The organism is Lacisediminihabitans changchengi (assembly GCF_016634425.1).
Lineage (GTDB): Bacteria > Actinomycetota > Actinomycetes > Actinomycetales > Microbacteriaceae > Lacisediminihabitans > Lacisediminihabitans changchengi.
Genome location: NZ_JAEPES010000001.1, coordinates 1,167,437 through 1,186,781, shown reverse-complemented (window position 1 = coordinate 1,186,781; position 19,345 = coordinate 1,167,437). Strand labels below are relative to the sequence as shown.

The 19,345-nt window shown below is 64.2% G+C and carries 20 protein-coding genes and 1 pseudogene; 9 read left to right on the top strand and 12 right to left on the bottom strand.

All coding sequences use genetic code 11. From position 1 onward, the window contains the following. The first annotated feature begins 191 nt into the window (after nucleotides 1–191). The 5 genes and pseudogenes from IV501_RS05580 (at nucleotide 192) to IV501_RS05565 (ending at nucleotide 1,648) form a co-directional block, all read left to right on the top strand. Nucleotides 192–464: a hypothetical protein gene (locus IV501_RS05580; protein ID WP_200555360.1), complete on the top strand. Its 273-nt coding sequence runs from the start codon at nucleotides 192–194 to the stop codon at nucleotides 462–464. A gap of 88 nt (nucleotides 465–552) precedes the next feature. Continuing rightward, nucleotides 553–690: a hypothetical protein gene (locus tag IV501_RS05575; protein ID WP_200555359.1), complete on the top strand. Its 138-nt coding sequence runs from the start codon at nucleotides 553–555 to the stop codon at nucleotides 688–690. 83 nt (nucleotides 691–773) lie between these two features. Next, nucleotides 774–944: a hypothetical protein gene (locus IV501_RS16660; protein WP_372430740.1), complete on the top strand. Its 171-nt coding sequence runs from the start codon at nucleotides 774–776 to the stop codon at nucleotides 942–944. Next, nucleotides 872–1,398 (top strand): annotated as a pseudogene (locus IV501_RS16105) (transposase); the annotation flags it as partial. The gene IV501_RS16660 and the pseudogene IV501_RS16105, both read left to right, overlap by 73 nt. Before the next feature lie 40 nt (nucleotides 1,399–1,438). Beyond that, nucleotides 1,439–1,648, top strand: a complete 210-nt coding sequence (locus tag IV501_RS05565; protein ID WP_200555357.1) for a hypothetical protein — start codon at nucleotides 1,439–1,441, stop codon at nucleotides 1,646–1,648. Nucleotides 1,649–1,711: 63 nt separating this feature from the next. Here IV501_RS05565 and IV501_RS05560 read toward each other — a convergent pair whose 3' ends face one another. Next, nucleotides 1,712–2,902, bottom strand: a complete 1,191-nt coding sequence (locus IV501_RS05560; protein ID WP_200555356.1) for a chymotrypsin family serine protease — start codon at nucleotides 2,900–2,902, stop codon at nucleotides 1,712–1,714. Between the two features lie 557 nt (nucleotides 2,903–3,459). Continuing rightward, a complete protein-coding gene (locus IV501_RS05555; RefSeq protein WP_200555355.1) occupies nucleotides 3,460–3,714 on the bottom strand; it encodes a hypothetical protein in 255 nt (84 codons plus the stop codon). A gap of 324 nt (nucleotides 3,715–4,038) precedes the next feature. Between IV501_RS05555 and IV501_RS05550 the strand changes: the two genes are divergently transcribed. Beyond that, nucleotides 4,039–4,431, top strand: a complete 393-nt coding sequence (locus IV501_RS05550; protein WP_200555354.1) for a VOC family protein — start codon at nucleotides 4,039–4,041, stop codon at nucleotides 4,429–4,431. A 19-nt stretch (nucleotides 4,432–4,450) separates the two neighbouring features. Here IV501_RS05550 and istB read toward each other — a convergent pair whose 3' ends face one another. From istB to ctaE, 6 genes are all read right to left on the bottom strand, one after another. Continuing rightward, nucleotides 4,451–5,263: an IS21-like element helper ATPase IstB gene (istB, locus tag IV501_RS05545; RefSeq protein ID WP_200555353.1), complete on the bottom strand. Its 813-nt coding sequence runs from the start codon at nucleotides 5,261–5,263 to the stop codon at nucleotides 4,451–4,453. Next, a complete protein-coding gene (istA, locus tag IV501_RS05540; RefSeq protein WP_200555352.1) occupies nucleotides 5,260–6,936 on the bottom strand; it encodes an IS21 family transposase in 1,677 nt (558 codons plus the stop codon). Before istA ends, istB begins: the two co-directional genes overlap by 4 nt. Before the next feature lie 397 nt (nucleotides 6,937–7,333). Next, nucleotides 7,334–8,965, bottom strand: coding sequence for a cytochrome bc1 complex cytochrome b subunit (qcrB, locus tag IV501_RS05535; RefSeq protein WP_200555351.1), 1,632 nt, complete (start codon nucleotides 8,963–8,965; stop codon nucleotides 7,334–7,336). After that, entirely contained in the window at nucleotides 8,962–10,029 is a 1,068-nt protein-coding gene (gene qcrA / locus IV501_RS05530; RefSeq protein ID WP_200555350.1) for a cytochrome bc1 complex Rieske iron-sulfur subunit, read from the bottom strand. The genes qcrB and qcrA overlap by 4 nt, the downstream gene beginning before the upstream one ends. Nucleotides 10,030–10,107: 78 nt before the next feature. Beyond that, the gene (gene qcrC, locus IV501_RS05525; RefSeq protein ID WP_200555349.1) at nucleotides 10,108–10,929 is read right to left on the bottom strand and encodes a cytochrome bc1 complex diheme cytochrome c subunit; all 822 of its coding nucleotides are present in this window, start codon (nucleotides 10,927–10,929) and stop codon (nucleotides 10,108–10,110) included. 57 nt (nucleotides 10,930–10,986) lie between these two features. After that, complete coding sequence (gene ctaE, locus IV501_RS05520; protein WP_200555348.1) at nucleotides 10,987–11,655, bottom strand: aa3-type cytochrome oxidase subunit III; 669 nt, start codon at nucleotides 11,653–11,655, stop codon at nucleotides 10,987–10,989. Nucleotides 11,656–11,694: 39 nt separating this feature from the next. On the opposite strand from ctaE, the gene trpD reads away from it, so the two are divergent. Together trpD and IV501_RS05510 are read left to right on the top strand one after the other, a co-directional pair. Next, the gene (gene trpD / locus IV501_RS05515; protein WP_200555347.1) at nucleotides 11,695–12,747 is read left to right on the top strand and encodes an anthranilate phosphoribosyltransferase; all 1,053 of its coding nucleotides are present in this window, start codon (nucleotides 11,695–11,697) and stop codon (nucleotides 12,745–12,747) included. Nucleotides 12,748–12,777: 30 nt separating this feature from the next. Next, entirely contained in the window at nucleotides 12,778–13,137 is a 360-nt protein-coding gene (locus IV501_RS05510; protein WP_200555346.1) for a TraR/DksA family transcriptional regulator, read from the top strand. Here the strand turns inward: IV501_RS05510 and IV501_RS05505 are convergent. The 4 genes from IV501_RS05505 to IV501_RS05490 form a co-directional block, all read right to left on the bottom strand. Then, nucleotides 13,134–14,399, bottom strand: a complete 1,266-nt coding sequence (locus IV501_RS05505; protein ID WP_200555345.1) for an alpha-hydroxy-acid oxidizing protein — start codon at nucleotides 14,397–14,399, stop codon at nucleotides 13,134–13,136. The genes IV501_RS05510 and IV501_RS05505 overlap by 4 nt on opposite strands. 56 nt (nucleotides 14,400–14,455) lie before the next feature. Then, on the bottom strand, nucleotides 14,456–14,863 hold the full coding sequence (locus tag IV501_RS05500; protein ID WP_307812192.1) for a YchJ family protein: 408 nt from the start codon (nucleotides 14,861–14,863) through the stop codon (nucleotides 14,456–14,458). Nucleotides 14,864–14,888: 25 nt separating this feature from the next. After that, the gene (locus IV501_RS05495) at nucleotides 14,889–15,314 is read right to left on the bottom strand and encodes a VOC family protein (protein WP_200555343.1); all 426 of its coding nucleotides are present in this window, start codon (nucleotides 15,312–15,314) and stop codon (nucleotides 14,889–14,891) included. Nucleotides 15,315–15,471: 157 nt separating this feature from the next. Further along, nucleotides 15,472–18,048: a X2-like carbohydrate binding domain-containing protein gene (locus tag IV501_RS05490; protein WP_200555342.1), complete on the bottom strand. Its 2,577-nt coding sequence runs from the start codon at nucleotides 18,046–18,048 to the stop codon at nucleotides 15,472–15,474. A gap of 280 nt (nucleotides 18,049–18,328) precedes the next feature. Here IV501_RS05490 and IV501_RS05485 point away from each other — a divergent pair, with 280 nt between their 5' ends. Further along, entirely contained in the window at nucleotides 18,329–19,315 is a 987-nt protein-coding gene (locus IV501_RS05485; RefSeq protein WP_200555341.1) for a helix-turn-helix transcriptional regulator, read from the top strand. Nucleotides 19,316–19,345 lie beyond the last annotated feature (30 nt).

Below are 19,345 nucleotides of genomic sequence, written 5' to 3'. Positions count from 1 at the left end.
GTGACGGAGATCTCTGGCCCCACGTGGTGACCGGCTAGTCGCGTCGGCGAGTGCGGGCAGGCTGGGTGACAGACTTGTTTGATGGCAGGTTTTCATCATGTGGAGTTGTGGATCGCGGATTTCGATCAGGCCCGAGTCGAGTGGGGCTGACTCCTCGGACGATTGGACTTTGTTCTGGATGACGTGTCTATATGAATCAAACACGAACGGCCGCGATTCTCCTCATCGACCGCCCACTCGAAAAACGGTGGGAGTTCAAAAACCACGTGGTCAAAACCATTGGCCGGCAGCAAGGCGCCGCTCTCCGAAACGTGATGAGCGTGCCCTTGAAGAACGCCGCTCAAGCCGCACACGTTTCTCTCTATGGAAAAGCTGCGAACAGCAAAGTACAAAGCGAATACCTTAAGCAGTTCCAGTCATGGGGGCTAAAGAAGAACGGCAAAAACGGGGTCATCTGGCCTTAAATAATTTGCGCCCGACGCATCCAAAAGCAGCGCCCCTAGCCGTCCTCTCTCCCGGCTGGGGGCGTTTTCTCTGCCCGATAATGGATGTATGACTTGGGAGCTCGCGCACCACCCGCGTGGCGTCTATCACGCCACAACGGCCACCATCGAAGCCGGCGACAGTGCCGCGGCGATCGCGCAGCTCCGCAGCACCATCCCGGCCGATCACCTAGGGCGTGTCTCCTAAAGATGTGATTGCTTGTCGGTGACGATTGAGGCACGTCGCGTTTCACGTTTTTGGATGATCAGCAGTGGGCTCTTCTGAAGCCGGTGATTCCGTCGTCGGATGGGCGTCAGGGGAGGCCGTTCAGGGATGATCGGAAGGTCATCGAGGGCATCATCTACCGGTATCGGTGCGGGATCGAATGCTGGCGACGCTGCTTACGATCGCCGACAAGCAAGGCGCGGTCGATTGGGCGGTGTCGGTGGATTCCACGGTGAATCGTGCCCATCAGCACGGCCCGCGCTACAGGGGGATCTGTCGAATTACACGAATCTGCGGGTAGAGCCACCTGATCACGCCATCGGTCGTTCCCGCGGCGGTTTGACAACCAAAATTCATGCCCTGGTCGATGGTCAAGGGCGCCCGTTAGTGCTGCTCGCCGGGCCCGGTCAGGGCGGAGATTCGTCGATGTTCCTGCCATTGATGGGTCAGCTGAAGATAGGTCGGTCTGGGCCGGGACGACCGCGGACCCGCCCAGACCGGATGCGTGGCGACAAGGCATATTCGTCGCGGGCGATCCGTTCGCACGAGTCCGAACGAGGGATCGTGGCCGTAATTCCGCAGCCCTCGGACCAGATCGGCCACAGAAAACATCGCGGCCAAGCAGGCGGCAGGCCCCCCGCCTTTGACGCCGTCGACTACAAGGGACGCAACGTCGTCGAGCGGAACTTCATGTAAGGATGGGCCATCGGCTACGAGCAGGAGAAGCGATATGTCTTGGTCCCAAACGACCTCGTGGGTGCTCGTCATCGTCGGGGTGGTGGCACTCCTCGTCGGGCTCCTGAGCCCGAGCCGTGCCACGCTTGGCCGATACTCTCGTCGTCGATTCTTCGTCACCGCAGGAGCGATCCTCGTCGTGGCGGCTGGCGTTCTCTTCGTCGCCGTGACCATATTTTGGTCGTCTCGCGCGATGCCGGTTTAACTGCTGAGTGACCAAAAAGGGGCCCCAACAATGATGTTGGAGCCCCTTTTCGTTCCTGCGTCGCTACACGCCGAGCAGACTGAACGAGAGGTTGTTATTGACGAACGTCTCGATCGGAGCGAACAGCACATCCTTGCTGCACTTACGATCGTTTGCCCCAGTCCCGCCAGGTTCCCCGGTGCAGGTAGCGGTTCCGTCGATGATGCCGCTGACGATGCCCGTTCCATAGGCTTCGGTGCTTCCGTCAGCCGCAGCGGCGAAGCCCATGACGGGCCCACCGCTGTCGCCGTTTCCAACCGCCGGCACCGAGTTGTGCGTCCGCGTTAGCCAGTAGCACTGGAGCCCTTCGTAGCAGGTATAGACGCTGGTCTCGACGACATCGTTGCCGCAGACAGTTCCCGAATATGAGCCGTTGTAACAGACCTGGTCACCTGCGATCGAGGCGTAATAGCCCACGATCGGTGCCACCTGGTTGCTGACGTTGTACGGTCCGACGAGGGTGTAGCCGGAGGGGTCAGTAGTTCCCCGAAATATCTCGAAGTCGCTCCCGCCGCCGGCCGTTCCGCTGGTCGTCCCGACGTGCACTGCGTTCCCGGAGTAGCCCCAGTACCAGGTGCCGTTCAGGGCATGACCGCAGTGGTCGGCCGACACATTCCCATACTCGCCGTCGGAGCGAATCACGGGGAATCCGGTCGTGCAGTTGTAGCCCTGACCGGTCATCAATCCTCCGGTGAAGACCGGAGCGTCGTTTCGCTGTCGCAGCGTCGGAGTCACCGCGCCGGCCGACTCGTAGCGAAGCTGCACCCCACCGACCTGCGACTTTCGGGCGGATAGGTCGCGGAGCGTCGAGGCGTCCGCGTCGACGGCGATTGTCACGGTCGAACCATCAGATGAGGGAGTAGCCGTCACGAGCTGCTGCCCGTTCGCCATCGTCCCATCCTGATCGGCCAGCCCCTCAATGAGTTTGCTCAGGGCAGCCTTGGACGTCGATGCCGAGACGATTTGAGACTTTTGGTCCGCCGACAGCGATTTCGCGAGAATACCCTTCACCGCCTCGGGGTCGCCGTTCACGTAGACGTTGAGCGTCTGGGTGGATGCGTCCCAACGGAAATCGTTGAGCTGGGCACGGTGGGAGCTTGCTTTCAGCTCGGCAACGGCCAGCCTCACCTGGTCGGGGATGATGCTGGTTGCGTTCTCCGGCAATCCCCTCTGGAGCTCTGTACCGGCCGGCAGCCCAGCGTTCGTGTGCTTCATGGGAAATTGTGCGTTCGGGTTGCCCAGTAACGGTGCAGCCGCGCTCGCATCTTGTGGAGCCCAGGCGGCTCCGGTGCCTGCTATCCCTGCCATCGCGATCAGGCCGGCTGCGCATACTGCCCCGAGTGTTCGTCTTCGCTTGCTCATTGCCACTTCTCACCTTCGTTGTTGAACCCGTGAAAAATGAGGAAACCCCCACAACGCTGAGTCAAACGCACATCGGCAGGAACGGCTGTCGGCTCTTTGGGGCACTAGTGCTCTACGTTCGCCAAACGAAGTAGGCAGGACCCATGAGGATCCCGGAGCCGGTGCGACTGTGGTGGTACGACGGCGGCGGGGTCCGAGTCATCGGCTACAGCTCCCGCCAATGGGGCGTCTACCTGGTCGTCTGCATTCTCGCTCTCGCGGCAACGTTTGTTCCGACGCAGAACTCCCTCACGCTGGCCTTGCACGCCGTTGTCCCGTTCTTAGCCGTCCCGGCCGGGCTGTTTGCTGCGGCGTGCTTCTCCGTCGCTTGTGAGCGAACCAGACGCTTCCGAGCTGGCAGGCGCTGAACGTTAAGGCCGAACCGCCCGGTTGCGCGCGAACGGCACCAACTGCAGGAGGAACCCGAACGCAAGAATCACCCCGGCCTCGATGCATGCCGGGAGCAGGAACGACGCCCATCCGCTACGTAACAAGTAGGCCAGGACCAGGCCACCCATCGTGACGCCGCACAGAAGAGCGACCACGCGCAGGAACACTGCGGCGCGGAAGAAGAACCGGCCCCAGGGGGAGTCCCACCGGCTCCGTGAGCGACTTGGCGAATCCATGCGCCCCAGTCTGAGCCGAGTTGCTGGCATCCGCCAGATAACGGCTCCGCTGCTGCGCCGCCTCTCACGAGGTCAGCCGCCGCGGGTACGCTCAAACTCTGCTGGGCCGGTAGCTTCCATCGAGAGAGAGTTATCTGAGTGGTGCAGCACTGGACCCCGCTGTCCGAGGTCAGTCCGACACCCAACCGCGGCGAGTGGATCATGCACGATGGAGTGACTATGTCAAGGTTTCTTGGCCCCACGGTGACGGAGATCTCTGGCCCCACGTGGTGACCGGCTAGTCGCGTCGGCGAGTGCGGGCAGGCTGGGTGACAGACTTGTTTGATGGCAGGTTTTCATCATGTGGAGTTGTGGATCGCGGATTTCGATCAGGCCCGAGTCGAGTGGGGCTGGCTCCTCGGACGATTGGACTTTGTTCTGGATGCGGAGTGGTCCGGGGGCCAGTCTTGGAGTGCTGGGGGCTCATATCTGACTCTCACAACGTCGCCGAATGTGTCGGTGTCGACGCATGATCGTCGCCGGGTGGGTGTCAATCACCTCGCCTTTAAGGCCTCAGCTGAGGCCGCCGTCGACGCGATCATGGCTGACGCGCCGGCGCATGGCTGGCAGCCCCTCTATTCGGATCGGTATCCGCATGCGGGCGGAAAAGACCACTACGCGGGTTGGCTCGAAAACGCGACGGGGTTCAAGACGGAGATCGTCGCCGACCTTTCGTGAGCCGCGCTGACACCGCTCCTCATCCGGCATGCTGCCTCTGTTGTTTGCTGTGTGCGAGGCGGTAGGAGTCGGTGCCTGTTTCGATGATGGTGCCGTTGAACGTCAGCCGGTCCACGATCGCGGCGCAAAGACGCGGGTCGGTGAACGTCTTCGTCCAGCCGGAGAACGACTCATTAGAAGCGATCGCGATGGAGTTGTTCTCTTCCCGTTCGGTCAGGACCTGGAAGAGGAGTTCGGCGCCTCTGCGGTCGAGTTCCATGTAGCCGAGTTCGTCGATCATCAGCAGGTCGACCCTCCCGTAGCGGGCGATGGTCCGGGCAAGGTTCTTCTCGTCGGCCGCCTCGACGAGTTCGTTCACGAGCCTGGTGGCGAGTGTGTATTTGACCCGGAACCCCTTCTCCGCTGCGGCGGTGCCGAGGCCGATAAGGAGGTGGCTTTTGCCGGTGCCGGAGTCACCGATGAGACAAAGCGGCCGCCCCTTCCGGACCCAGTCGCCGGTGGCGAGGGTGTTGATGGTGGCGGGGTTGATGTTCGGGTTGGCGTCGAAGTCGAAGTCCCCGAGCCACTTGTCCCTAGGGAACCCGGCGGCTTTGACGCGGCGGACGGAGGAGCGGCGGTCACGGTCGTCGCACTCCGCCAGCAGCAACTCGGCCAGGAACCCTTGGTAGCTCAGTTGCTCCTTCTGCGCCGCCGTGGTCGCCTCGTCGACGACCGCCCGGATGGTGGGGAGCCGAAGCCGGCGGCAGGCCTGATCGATCGCGGCGTTCGCCGCTTCTTCCGTCAGCCCTCTGCGTCTCCGGAGGGTGGTGGTGATGCTCGTTGTGGTTGTCATGACGCTGTTCCCTTCTTCATGGTGGGCTCCGGGACTGGTGCGGTTCGCTCGGGCAGGCGCAGCAGCTGGTCGTAGGCGGCGACGGACGGCAGCGGCCTCGTGTCCGCGGGCAGGCCAGCGATAACGGCCGCCGGATCGGCGAGGCGGCGCTGAGTGAGACTGACAACTCGTCGCTCAGGACCGCGAGCATGTTCGACGAGAGGACGGCCCAATCTGGACCCACCCAGCGCTTCGTGGCGACGCGCCTCGACAGCGACAACGTCCGCGGTAACAGCTCCGACCGTGTGAGCCGCCGTGATCCCCGCGGTGACATCCTCGGCCGTCATCGACCGGTGCAGCAGCAGGACGTCAATCAGGGCTTTCGTGCCGCCGGCATCGCCGTCGGTTTTGCGGGCCGCCGCCCAGAATGCCTCATGCGCCGGCGTGAACACCCCCGACGCTCGAGCTTGAGCCAACGCGGTTGATCCGGGGAAGGCGCCGGGCTTGTGCTGGAGAACCTCAAGGTAGTGGTCCAGTTTCACGCTCTGCCCATGCATCTCGACCACCCGGGAGTGGCGCGCAATCTCGGTGCGGCCGTCAAAAATGACGACCTCCGAGGCGCGAAGAGACACCCGGACCGGACGCCCGATCATCCGAGCAGGAACGGAGTAGTTCGCGGTCCTGACCCGGACAAGGCTTGACCTGTTCACTCGCGGCGCCAGCGCTAATCCCGGCTCGAAGCGTTCCGCCGTCACCTTGGCCAGGAGCGGCCGCTCGAGAGCGAAGTCCTGCGCAACGGTGCGGATCCGGTCGTTCACCCGCCGGTTCTCGTCGTCGAGATCCCACTGCCTGCATTTGTCGTTGAGCTGCGCGAGGGAATCGACAACGGGCATCGGAGACAGATGGGTGCGACGGAACCGGCCGACCTCTCCTTCGATGCCGCCCTTCTCGTGAGCGCCCTCGATCCCGGGCCGGCAATAGAACGCATCGAACCCGTAGTGAGATCGGAACAGTACCCAGCGAGGGTTCTCCGTCCGCTGCCTCCCGGTGCCGTAGATGACTTTCGCGACAGCGTCGGTGAGGTTGTCGTAACGGATGTGCCGGGTCGGGATCCCACCGAGATCCTCGAACGCATCGATGTGGCCCTCAAGGAACGCTTCCTGCGCCTGCGTCGGATAAACCCGGTGGATCGCTTTCCCGGAGAACGAGAGGCGGAACGCGAACATGTGGCACTTCGTTTTCACGCCGGCCAGCACTACCCAGAGTTCCCCGAAGTCGACCTCCGCCTCTGCGCCTGGGGCGTGCTCCTGCGGGACGAACACCTCCCGGCCCCGGCCTGCTTCGGCATCGATCACCGGGCGGCGTTTCGCGACGTAGTCCCGGACGGTCGAATACGACAACTCGGACGCGCCGTGCTCCTCGGCAAGCCGGGCCAAGATCCGTCGGGTCGTGTGACGTTGCTTCCTCGGGGCATCAAGATCGACCTTGAGCATCTCGTCGATCGCCGTCTTGAACGGGTCCAGCCTCGGCGCCGGCGACACCCGCGGTTTCCGCGGTGGCGGGTCCGCTGCCTCCAACGCTTGACGCACCGTCCGCCGGTGCACTCCGTGCCGGCGAGCAAGCTCTCGGACGGAGAGCCCCTCGACACGGGCGTCACGACGGATTGTTGCGAACAGCTCCACTCTCGACCCCATTCCGGGCCCTCCTGTCAGTCACGAACACAGACAGGAACCACGGTGAGGTGGGGCCAGATTAAACCGTCACAAGGACCCCGGCGAGTTGCAGGTGGGGCCGACTTCGGCCGCCATCCCGGGGCCAACTAACGCTGACACAGACACTTCTCGCCACGGCGATCGTTGGCGTGCTCACCGTGCTAATGATCGCCGGGTTCCAGGGGGGTTGGTGGCAGGACTCAATCGATCCTGGCGCCAGTAGCTGTTCTCACAGATCTGAGCCGTTAGCGCTCTTCCTCGGCGTGGTTGGCATGGTCTTTATGGTGTTCGCGCTGCTGCGCACATTTCGTCGTTAACGACGGATGCCCCGGCTCCTCGCGACGTATCGCGGGAGCCGGGGCATCCGTTTCAGCAGTCGTTAGTGGTGGCCGTGGCCGCCACCTTCGATTTCACCGCGGGTGGGCGGTGCGATGCGGTCTTCGAAGAACCAGCGGGACAGCCCCGCGCGCACCTTCTGTGCCTGCGAGATTCGACCGTGAGCATCCGGACGGACCATCAGCGGTGTGTACTCGTCGAAGCTGACCAAGCGCCAGCGCTCGTAGTCGTCGAGCTGCTCGTGCACCTCGATGTACTCGCCACCGGGAAGCCGAACGATGCGACCTGACTCGAAGCCGTGGAGCGCAATCTCGCGATCCTTCTTCTGCAGCGCCAGGCAGATCCGCTTGGTCACCTGGTAGGCGATCACCGGACCGAGGAAGAGCAGAACCTGCAGGGTATGGATGACGCCCTCAAGAGTGATCTTGAAGTGTGTCGCCATCAGGTCGGAACTCGCAGCAGCCCAAAGCACCGCGTAGAACGTCACACCAGCAGCACCGACGGCAGTGCGTGCCGGAGCGTTGCGTGGACGGTCGGCGATGTGGTGCTCACGCTTGTCGCCGGTGATCCAGTTCTCGATGAAGGGATAGAACGCCACAGCAGCAAGGAAGATCGGCAGCACGAGGATGACCACGATCATGTTGAACGACCAGGTGTGGTTGAGCCACACGAACTCCCAGCCCGGGGGCACCAGACGCAGGGCACCGTCGGCGAAGCCGATGTACCAGTCGGGCTGCGTACCAGCAGACACGGGGGAGGGGTCGTATGGCCCGTAGGTCCAGATCGGGTTGATCGTGAAGAACGAGGCAATCAGGACGATCACACCGAAGACCACGAAGAAGAACCCGCCTGCCTTCGCCGCGAAGGTCGGGAGGATCGGAACGCCGACGACGTTCTGCTCGGTGCGACCGGGGCCGGCGAACTGGGTGTGCTTGTTGACGATCAGCAGCAGCATGTGCACGCCGAGCGCCGCCACGAGAATCGCAGGCAGAAGCAATATGTGCACGGAGTAGAACAGCGCAACGAGCTTCGTTCCCGGGAACTCGCCGCCGAACAGCAGGTACGAGATCCAGGTGCCAACGACCGGGATTCCCTTGATCAGACCGTCGATGATGCGCAGACCGTTACCGGAAAGCAGGTCGTCGGGCAGGGAGTAGCCGGTGAAGCCCTCGGCCATCGCCAGGATGAACAGCGTGAAGCCGATCACCCAGTTGATCTCGCGCGGCTTACGGAACGCGCCCGTGAAGTACACGCGCAGCATGTGCAGGCCGATGGACGCGATGAAGAGCAGCGCGGCCCAGTGGTGCACCTGGCGGAACAGCAGTCCGCCGCGGATGTCGAAGGAGATGTTGAGAGATGACGCATATGCTGCCGACATCTCGATGCCCTTCAGAGGCACGTACGAACCGTTGTATACGACCTCGGCCATCGACGGCTGGAAGAAGAACGTTAGGAACGTTCCCGAGAGCAGGATGACGATGAAGCTGTAGAGCGCCACCTCGCCGAGCATGAACGACCAGTGATCGGGGAAGATCTTGCGGCCTACTTCGCGGACCAGACCGGAGATGCTGGTGCGCTCGTCGATGTAGTTCGCGGCGGCTGCCGTGAAGCGTGCACCACGGTTATTCGCCGCGGCGACGGGTGTTTCCGGCTGTGTTGCGGTTGAGACGGTCATGAACGCTCCCAGAAACTCGGGCCGACGGGCTCGTGGAAATCACTGCGGGCGACGAGGTAACCCTCGCTGTCGACCGTGATCGGTAGCTGCGGAAGTGGGCGTGCGGCCGGTCCGAAGATGACCTCACACTCGTTGGTCACGTCGAAGGTGGACGAGTGGCACGGGCACAGCAGGTGGTGGGTCTGCTGCTCGTAGAGCGCCACCGGGCACCCGACGTGCGTGCAGATCTTCGAATAGGCGACGATTCCGTCGTAGTTCCAATTCTCGCGACCCTTAGACACGTTGAGGTCTTCGGGCTTCAGACGCATGAGGAGCACGGCCGCTTTGGCTTTCTGCTCCAGCATGTCTTCCTTCTCCAGAAGTCCCTCGGGGATGACGTGGAACGCCGATCCCAAAGTGACGTCGGAGGCCTTGATCGGGGCGCCGCTGGGGTCATGCGTCAGACGCGTGCCCTTCGCCCAGAGAGTGTGCTCGAGTGCTGGTACCGGGCTGTGATCGGGTGCGAGACCGCGGAACAGCACGATTCCGGGAAGCGGGAAGGCGAGTAGGGCGCCGATGAGGCTGTTGCGAATCAGCGAGCGACGGCCGAAACCGGACTCCTGGTTTCCCTCTTTGAAGATCTCGACGGCGCGTTCGCGGCTTGCGACGCGTTCGCTGGTGAAGTGACGGGATTCGCTGATCTCGTCGCCGCGCATGAGGTTCTTGGCCCAGTAGATGGCACCGATACCGAGCGAGAGCAGCCCAAGCGCGATACCCATACCGAGGAAGACGGTGTTGAGGCGCACCGAGCCGGGGTCGCCCGGCTTGATCGGGAAAGCGGCGTAGGCGGCGACGGCGAAAATGCTGCCGACGATCGACACATAGAACAGCGTGTACACGCGGCGTTCCGCGACCTTGGCGGCTTTCGGGTCGAGGTCGGTGACGCGGAGCCGGTGCGGCGGGAGGCCGGGGTTCTGCGGGAGGTCAGGCGCGATCACGGCCGTGCCACCCGAGATCGTCGACTGACCGATCTTCTCGACGTCCGAGCCGGCAGCGGCGGTTGTGCCGCCGTCGTCGTGTGCCATTGGCTTCCCTTCGGTTGGTGCTGGTGCTTCTGTCATTGCAGAGTGCGTGAAGTTGTGGGTAGAGCTGGTGCTGTGGTGCTAGCTCGCCTTGGCGGCGATCCAAATCGTGACGCCGACTACCGCGCCGAGGCCGAAGATCCAGATGAACAGACCTTCAGCGACCGGGCCGAGGTTTCCGAGCTCGAAGCCGCCGGGCGACGGGTTCTTGTCCAGATACTTGAGGTAGCTGATGATGTCGGCCTTCTGCGCGGGCGTGATGTTCTTGTCGTTGAACACCGGCATGTTCTGCGGCCCGGTGACCATCGCCTCGTAGATGTGCTCGCCGGTCACGCCGGTGAGGGCGGGAGCGAACTTGCCTTCGGTGAGTGCTCCGCCAGCGCCGGCCACGTTGTGGCACATTGCACAGTTGATGCGGAACAGCTCGGCACCGGTGGAAGCGTCGCCCTTGCCCGAGGTGTACTTGGAGGAGGGGATGCCGGGGCCGGGCGCGAGGCTAGAGATGTAGTCGGCAAGAGCCGTGGTCTGCTCCGCGGTGAACTGCACCGGCTTTTGCTCGGCCTGCGGGCCCTGATTGGCGAGCGGCATGCGGCCGGTGCCGACCTGGAAGCTGACCGCTGCCGCGCCGACGCCGTACAGGCTGGGACCGACGCCGGTGACGCCCTGGGCGCTGAGCCCGTGGCAGGTAGCGCAGTTCGAGGCGAAGAGCTTCTTGCCCTCTTCGATGCTTGACTGCTTGGACGCCGTCGACGCCTGCTGAGTCTCCGCATTGGCCGTGCCGGTGAACAGCGCGTATGCACCACCCGTCGACACGAGCCCGATAACGATCAGTGCGACCGTAGCGAGCGGGTGACGGCGGCCTTTCGACCGGTTGCGACGAGTCGCTGTGCTGGAATTCGCCATGCTGTGCTGCGTCCTTGGGGTTAGTAGACCGGAGTATTCATAGATCTAGGGTGCCGACTATTTCAAGATGTAGATGACGAGGAACAGACCGATCCAGACGACATCGACGAAGTGCCAGTAGTACGACACGACGATGGTTGAGGTCGCTTCTTTGTGACCGAAGTTCTTGACAGCGAACGCTCGCCCGATGATCAGCAGCATCGCGATGAGGCCGCCGGTCACGTGCAGCGCGTGGAAACCGGTGGTGAGGTAGAACGCGGAACCGTAGGAGTTCGACTGCATCGTCACGCCCTCGCTGACGAGGTTCGCGTACTCGAAGACCTGGCCGGTGACGAAGATCGCGCCGAGCACGTACGTGACGAAGAACCACTCGACCATGCCCCAGTGAGCCGGGTTCCAGCTGGTGCGCTTCTTCTGCAGACGCTCCGCAGCGAACACGCCGAACTGAGCGGTGAACGACGACGACACCAGGATCAGGGTGTTCACAAGTGCGTACGGCACATTGAGGTGAGGCGCTTCGGCGTTCCACAATCCCGGGGACGTGGAGCGAAGCGTGAAGTAGATCGCGAACAGGCCGGCGAAGAACATCACCTCGCTGCCGAGCCACACGATGGTCCCGACCGCGACAACGCTCGGTCGGTTGACGACAGGGGCCCCTATTGAGGCGGAGACAGAGGTGCTGGTCACAAGTCCATTATGGCCGATTTCGTTCGCTCTGTTTCGCATAGGTCCGGCCGGATCGACCGAATTAGTAGGATCGCAACCATGGTTTCTGACCCCACTTGGCCCACTTTGCTCAGCGCGCTCCTAGGGGGCGAGGACCTGTCGATCAGTGAAGCATCATGGGCCATGCAGCAAGTGATGGCGGGCGAGGCGACTCCTGCTCAGCTGGCCGGTTTTCTGGTTGCGCTCCGGTCGAAAGGCGAGACGGTCGACGAGATCGTCGGCTTCCGCGACGCGATTCTCGAGTATTCGCTCCCGCTCAGCGTCGATCCGATGGCCCTCGACATCGTCGGAACGGGCGGAGACAGATTCGGCACGGTGAACGTGTCGACCATGGCGAGCGTGGTGGCCGCGGCATCCGGAGTCCCACTTATCAAGCACGGTAATCGGGCGGCGAGTTCAGCCTCCGGATCGTCGGATGTTCTCGGCGCGTTGGGTATTGATCTCGATATTCGGCCCGAGCGCGTCGCAGAGGTGCTGACCGAGACGGGGATCACGTTCGCCTACGCAGCAATGTTCCACCCCGGATTCGGCCACGCCGGGGCTGTGCGCAAGGAACTCGGCATTCCGACCGTGTTCAACTTTCTTGGCCCGCTCTGCAATCCTGCCCGCTGCGAGGCCAATGCGGTCGGTGTGGCGAGCCTCGAGAAGGTGCCGTTGATCGTCGGCGTATTCCGCACGCGAGGCGCGACCGCGCTGGTCTTCCGCGGCGACGATGGACTGGATGAGCTGACAACCACCGGACACAGCCACATCTGGGAGGTCTCCCGCGGTTCTGTGACCGAGCACGACCTCGATCCGCTGGAGCTCGGCATCCCGCGCGCGAAGATCACCGACCTGCTTGGCGGAGATGCCGTGCACAACGCCGCGGTGGCTCGCGCGGTGCTCGGTGGGGAACGTGGCCCGGTCAGGGACATAGTGCTGTTGAACGCAGCGGCTGGTCTGGTCGCGTTCGACCTGGCGAAAGACCCGGCGCAGTTGCAGATCCCGATCGTCACCCGGTTCCGCGAGAAGCTGGCCATCGCTGCGTCGGTCATCGACTCCGGCGCGGCGACCGAGAAGCTCGATCAGTGGGTGGCCGCGACCAACGCGTAGTCCCGGAGCGGACAGGAGCAGAGGGGCGCGATGACACCCGAGGAGAGTGCGGAACTCGCCACACTGCTCGAGGATCGGCTTCTCGCGGCCGAGCACCGCGCGATGGCGGTCGGGGTCGAACTCGCGCAGGTGCGCGGTGCCCGTGCCGATTCGGTCGACGACGAGCACGACCCCGAGGGCTCGACCCTGTCGTCCGACTGGTCGCGGCTGGATGGGCTTGCCCGCGCCGCAGCCGTGCAACGCGTGGCCATCGAGGAGGCGCTCGACCGGATGGAGGCGGGTACGTACGGCGCGTGCATCCGCTGTGGGCTGTCGATCGGGCTCGACCGGCTGCGAGCGCGACCGGAGGCCGTGCACTGCATCGAGTGTGCGCGCGAACTCGAGCGTTAGACCCTGGCCACCGCATCCCGGGGGATGGAGTCCGCCCGCGCGTTGCCGGAGAGGCCGAGCGTGATGTCGAACTCAGCAATCAGGTTGCGCAGTACCTCGGCGGCCCCGCGTTGCCCGGCGATGGCGAGACCGTATGTGTACGCGCGGCCCACGCAGACCGCGGTCGCTCCGAGGGCCATGGCCACGAAGACATCCGCACCCGACCGCACGCCGCTGTCGAACAGCACCGGGATCGCCCCGTCGACCCGCTCGACGATGCCGGGGAGGGCATCGAGCGACCCGAGCGCGTCGTCGATCTGCCGTCCGGCGTGATTGGAGACGATGATGCCGTCGACGCCCTCCGCGACGGCGCGCGTCGCGTCATCCGGATGCTGCACGCCCTTGAGCAGAATCGGCAGACTGGTGCGCCCGCGCAGGAACGCCAGGTTCTCCCAGGTGAGGCTCGAGCGCGAGAACACATCGAGGAAGGTGTCGACGGATGCCCGCGGCCGCCGCGAGCGCAGGTTCGACCTGAATGCTCCGGGGTGATTACGCGTGATGTCGACCAGTGTGCGGATCGTCTGCGGGGTGATCCTGGGCCGTGGCGAGTCGGGAGCGGCACTCATCCGTTCGTCGACCAGTCGGGCGAACACCGGATCGCTGGTGTATTGAGCGATGCCCTCGCCGTGGGCGAAGGGGAGGTACCCGAGGTCGAGATCGCGCGGGCGCCAGCCCAGCAGGTGGGTGTCGAGGGTGACGACGATGGCCTGTGCCCCGGAGGCCTCGGCGCGGGAGACCAGCGATTCGACCAGATCGTCGGAGCTCGACCAGTACAACTGGTACCAGTGCGGGGCGTGGCCCATCGCGGCGACTACCCGCTCCATCGGTACCGACGCCTGGGTGGAGAGGATGTATGGCACTCCGAGCGCTGCGGCCGCACGGGCGATGTCGAGGTCGCCGTGGGGACGCACCAGGCCGAGCACCCCGACCGGCGCGGCGAGAATCGGAGATGGGTATCGGTGTCCGAACAGCTCGACGGACAGGTCGCGGTGTTCGACGTCTCTGAGCACCCGCGGGACGATCCGCCAGCGATCCAGCGCCGCCCGGTTCGCGGCGGTGGTCGACTCGTTGCCGGCTGAACCCGCGACGTAGGCCCAAGCCCGGCGGGACATGGCCTGGTGCGCCCGACCCTCGAGCTCTGCCCACGCCGTCGGCACGAGCGGGAGTCGTCCAATTGCACCGTCCCGAAAGATCGCGGACTGGGTGTTCCTGCCAATTGCCACGTCACACTTCTTCCTCGGAGGACGGGTCCATTGTGCCCGGACCGGGACAGTTCAGGTCAGTCGATAACGCCGTCGACGTAGAACCAGCGCTTGCCGTCGCGGGTGAACGTGCTCGTCTCGCGAAGCTCCCCGCGCTCACCGCCCGCTCGGTAGGTCGCGCGGAACTCGACGGTGCCGACGGTATCGAACGGACCGCCATTGACGGTGCGAAGGATCTCGAGCAGCTGCCAGCGCAGGCCGTCATCGAGGTCGAGGGTCGCGGGACGGGTCGACGGATGCCAGGAGTCGAGCAGATACTGCGGCAGTCCCAGCGCGAAGGCCGAGAATCGCGAGCGCATCAGCCGCTCGGCGGTGGGGGCGACCGCATCGCCGCGATGGATCGGACCGCAGCAGTCGCCGTACACGTTGCCGCTTAGGCAGGGGCAGCGAGCGGTAGCCGAGAGGGAGGAGGGGGAGGGGAGCACCTCTCCATTCTGAAGTCGACCAGGCTCACGCGGGGGCGTAGGCAACCGCGACGTCGAGAACCCAGACCACTCCGAAGGCATCCTTGAGCATTCCGTAGGCGGGGGAGAAGGCCGATGGCGCGAGGTCGGAGAGGACAGTGGATCCCACGGAGAGCTTCGCCCAGAGTGAGGTGATCTCGTCGACCGAATCGCCGCGCACCGAGACGAACGACGACCTGTCGCCCTGGTCGTACGACAGGCTCGCTGGAACGTCGTAGGCCATGATCTGGAAGCCGTCGTCGCCGATCACCTGGCCGAACTTGATCTGCTGCGCCTCGTCGGGACGCTCAACGCTGAAGGCCTGCTCGTTGGTGAACGCGATCAGCTGCCCGCCGAAGACCGAGTGGTAGAAGTCGAGAGCGGCTTTGGCGGTGCCGCGGAAGTTGAGGTGAGGGGTAGTGGTGACAGACATGTGCGCTCCTGTGATCGTGTCGGGGAGTTCCCGACACATCGATATTCACCGCAGTAGAGGACGCCTTCCGTCCTCTACTGAAAGACCGGGTCCCGCGAGCTACTTGCGGGACCCGGCGCTCTCTTGGTCAGAAGCGAGTCGTCAGAGTCTGAATCGACTACCGAATCGTGTAACTGAAGGCATCTTGGCGCAGCACCTCACCTGACTTCTTGGTGATCGTGACGCTGTGCTTGCCGCCCTGCAGGTCGCGCGACGAGAACAGCTTCTGACCGGTGAGACGGGTCGCGCTCTTCACGTCGACGGTCTTCACGAGCGTGCCGTCGATGCGCACCTCGGCCGCGCCTTGGTCTGGTGCGGTGGGGCCGTTCCACGAGACGCCCGTGCCCGAGAATTCGAACGTCACGGAATCCCCATTGGTGGTCGTGGAGTGCACATCACCGTGCAGGTCGCCCTTGAACGCGAAATCGATCGCGGCATCACCCGAGGGAAGTGTGGCCAGGTACGCCTTCATGATGGTGACCGTGCTACCGGACACGGTGTAATCCGCGTCCTTCTTCAGCGCGGTGCCCTTCACGCTCAACCCGGCCAGCTCTCCCGGATCTCGCGTCACGTCCACGGAGACATTCTTCGGCGCTGCCGTGTCGAAGGCGGCGGTCGTGGCGCTCAGGAGACTGACCTGAGTGACGTCGAGCTTGTCGAGCAGCATGTAGTCGCCCGACTTCTTCACCGCGCGGATGGTGTGGCTCCCGTCCGGCAGGCCGGATGCACTGAACGCGACCACCTGTGCTGCGCGGGGCTGCCCCGGCTCGAGATGCGTGCTCACGGTCTTCTGGAACGAACCGTCGATATAGATGTCGACATCGCCCTCGGAGGAGTCGGTCTCGGTGACGTAATCGATCCCGGTGCCCTGGAACGTGTACTGGAACGAGGCGTCGTTCGCCTCGGTGTAGTGGACATCGTTGTTGTAGTCGCCGAGTCCGCGGCCGGTGCTCTGGCCCCAGGCTCCCGAGTAGACGATGGAGGGATTGTCATCGTTGACGGCGACGGATGTCCCGGCCGTGGCCGCAGACATCGACGCGCCCGTCGACGAGTCGCCGACCTTCACGGTGAGCGCCTGCGAGGTCGGTGCGACCTCCTTGTTGTCGTTGCGCGTCCAAGTGCCGTCGTAGCTGACCCGCAGCGAGTCGTCGTTGACGGTCAGCGCTGCCTTCTTGGTCGGGGTGACCTTGAGCAGTCGCACCCCATGAATCGGGATCGTCTGGCCGGTGTACGACGAGGCGAATGTCCCGAGGTCCTTGCCGGCCCAGAGGTCGCGGACCTTGGCTGCGCCGTCGAGACCCAGATCCGACCAGTTCGCGGTGATGTCGGCATCCGCTCGCCCGAGGTTGAACAGAGCCACCGTGTACGTGCCGTCTGCATTGAGCGCGTACCAGACCTGCTTCTTCGTCGCGGTGGATACCGGCTGGGCCGGCGTCGCGGCCTGGTTGATGGCGACGACCTCCTTATTGGTGAGCAGACCGATCCCGAAGGAGTCGAGCGTGGTCAGGTCATCACCGGTGTACATCGGCGCGGCCTCGATGGCCCAGAGCGTGGTGGCGGTGCGACGCTCATCCTGAGTGAGGCCGTCCATGGTGCCGTTGCCGACATCCAGCGAGTCGAAGTCGGTGAAGCCGCCGGGTCCGCCGTGACGCCACCAATCGGCGGCTCGGGGGAACAGGCGAGCGATGTTGTCCCACTGGGTGAGTGCTTCGTTGCCGCAGTAGCACTCGACGTCCCACTCGACGCGATAGCCGTCGGCTTTCTCCTTCCAGTAGTCGGCGTAATTGATGTCGACAGCCCAGGAGAGTTCGAACCATATGTTGCGTTCTTTGAGAGCCTTCGACCAGGCGGCGACGTCATCGCGGGCATCGAGCGAGAGGTCGCTGACGCCGGACCCCGGTGTGACGCTGTCGAATTTGACGAAGTTGACACCCCACGACTTCAGCTGGTCGGCGATGGAGTCGATGTATTTCTGCGCGCATGGGTTGCTGAAGTCGATGCGGTAGCCGATACCCCAGTAGTCAGCCTGCTGGATCGGCTGCTTCACGATGTCGTGGGTGTTGCAGCCGGGGGCACCGAAGATCGGCACCGGGTTGGTGTACAGCGAGGGCGAGATGCCGGGGATGAAGTACAGCCCGAACTTCTGGCCGTTCGCGTGCACATGGTCGATGACCTTCTGCAGGCCATCGGGGTAGAGCTCCGTGCTCGGCACCGGGCGACCGTACTCGTCACTGCTACCGTTCCAGCCGGAGTCGACGTTGATGTAGTTGTACCCGGCCTTCTGCAGCTTCGCGTGCATCGCGTCGGACTGGGCGATGATGTTCGCCGCGGTGATCCACTTGCCGTTACCGGTGTAGACCTGCTGGCTGTAGCTGCTCCAGCCCATGTACGGCGTGAGCGCGAGCTCGTTACTCGGGGGCTTCGGGGTCGGCTTCTTCGCCGCGCTGTCATCCGGCGCGGCCGTGCTGACGGATGTCGGGGCCGGGCTGCTCGTGGACGTGGCGGTCGGTGTCGGTGTCGGTGTTGCGGTTGCGGTCGGAGTCGGAGTCGGTGTCGGAGTCGGTGACGCTGTCGATGTTGCGACTGGTGTCGATGTGGTCGCGAAGGCGCTGGCGTTGCCTGCGAGCCCGAGAGCGAGGGCGATGGCAGTGGCTGCTCCTACCGCCACGACCGCAGATTTCTTCCGGTGTGTCATGTTTCCCCTTGTTCCGGCAGCCCGACGCCGGACGGCGTCGTTGCCGCTGTGTCGGTCCGTCAGCGGTGACGGTGTCGAGCGCCGGCGGAGGGCGACAACATCCCCGAAGTTGCCCGCCGCGCTATTACTTGACGACGTTAATAAATCACGCCGAGACGTGCAGCACAAGAGGGACATGCCTCAGCTGGGGGAGGGGAACACGTGCTGATGCCCTGGATTGTCGCCGTCGTGACAGCAGTAGAGGGCCGTTTCTGTCCGCTATTACCCGTACTCTGATGTCGTGACGTCGACCACTTCGCGGCTTCTACTCCTGCTCTCCCTGTTGCAATCGCGCCGGGACTGGTCGGGAGCTGTGCTCGCCGATCGTCTCGAGATCAGCCCGCGAACGGTGCGGCGCGACGTCGATCGCCTGCGCGAGCTGGGGTATCGCATTCGGGCGATCAAGGGACCGGATGGCGGCTACCGGCTCGATGCCGGGAGCGAGCTGCCGCCGTTGCTGTTCGACGACGATCAGGTCATCGCTCTGGCAGTGGCACTGCAGGCCGCGACCGTCGCCGGTGCCGGGGTCGAAGAGGCGGCAATGCGGGCACTCACCACGGTGCGCCAGGTGATGCCCCAGCGGCTACGGCACCGTCTCGACGCGTTGCAGTTCACCGCCGTCAGCACCCGGCCGGATGTCGAGGAAGCGAGTCCGGATGTGCTCATCGCCGTCTCGGCGGCGATCCGAGCCGGCGAGGTGCTCCGCTTCGACTACGCGGATGGCGGCGACGCGGAGAAGGCGCCGCGCAGGGTCGAGCCTCACCACCTCGTCGCGCGACAGGAGCGCTGGTATCTCATCGCCTGGGATCTCGACCGCGACGACTGGCGCACCTTTCGCATAGACCGCGTGACTCCGCGCACCCCCACGGGACCGCGATTCGTCCCGCGTACCATGCCGGCAGAAAGCGTGCAGGATTTGGTGTCGGCGCGATTTCGCGGGTCTGTGCAGGGCACGGCATGGCCGTGCAATGGTTCGGTCATTCTCAGTCTGCCGGCCTGGGAGGTTCTTGCTTTCGCCGGTGACGGAGCGGTCGAAGATCTCGGGCCCGAACGATGCCGCCTTGATACGGGGTCGTGGTCGTGGGTGGCATTGGCTGCCTCTCTCGGACGGTTCGATGCCGACATCGAAGTGATCGGTCCGCCGGAACTGTCCGCGGCCTGTGTACTGCTTGCGGGCCGGTATAGCGCGGCGTCGCAGGGGCATCGATCGGCAGCGAGACGCCAGTAGGCCGTGCTCACCGTGCTGGCTGGATACTCG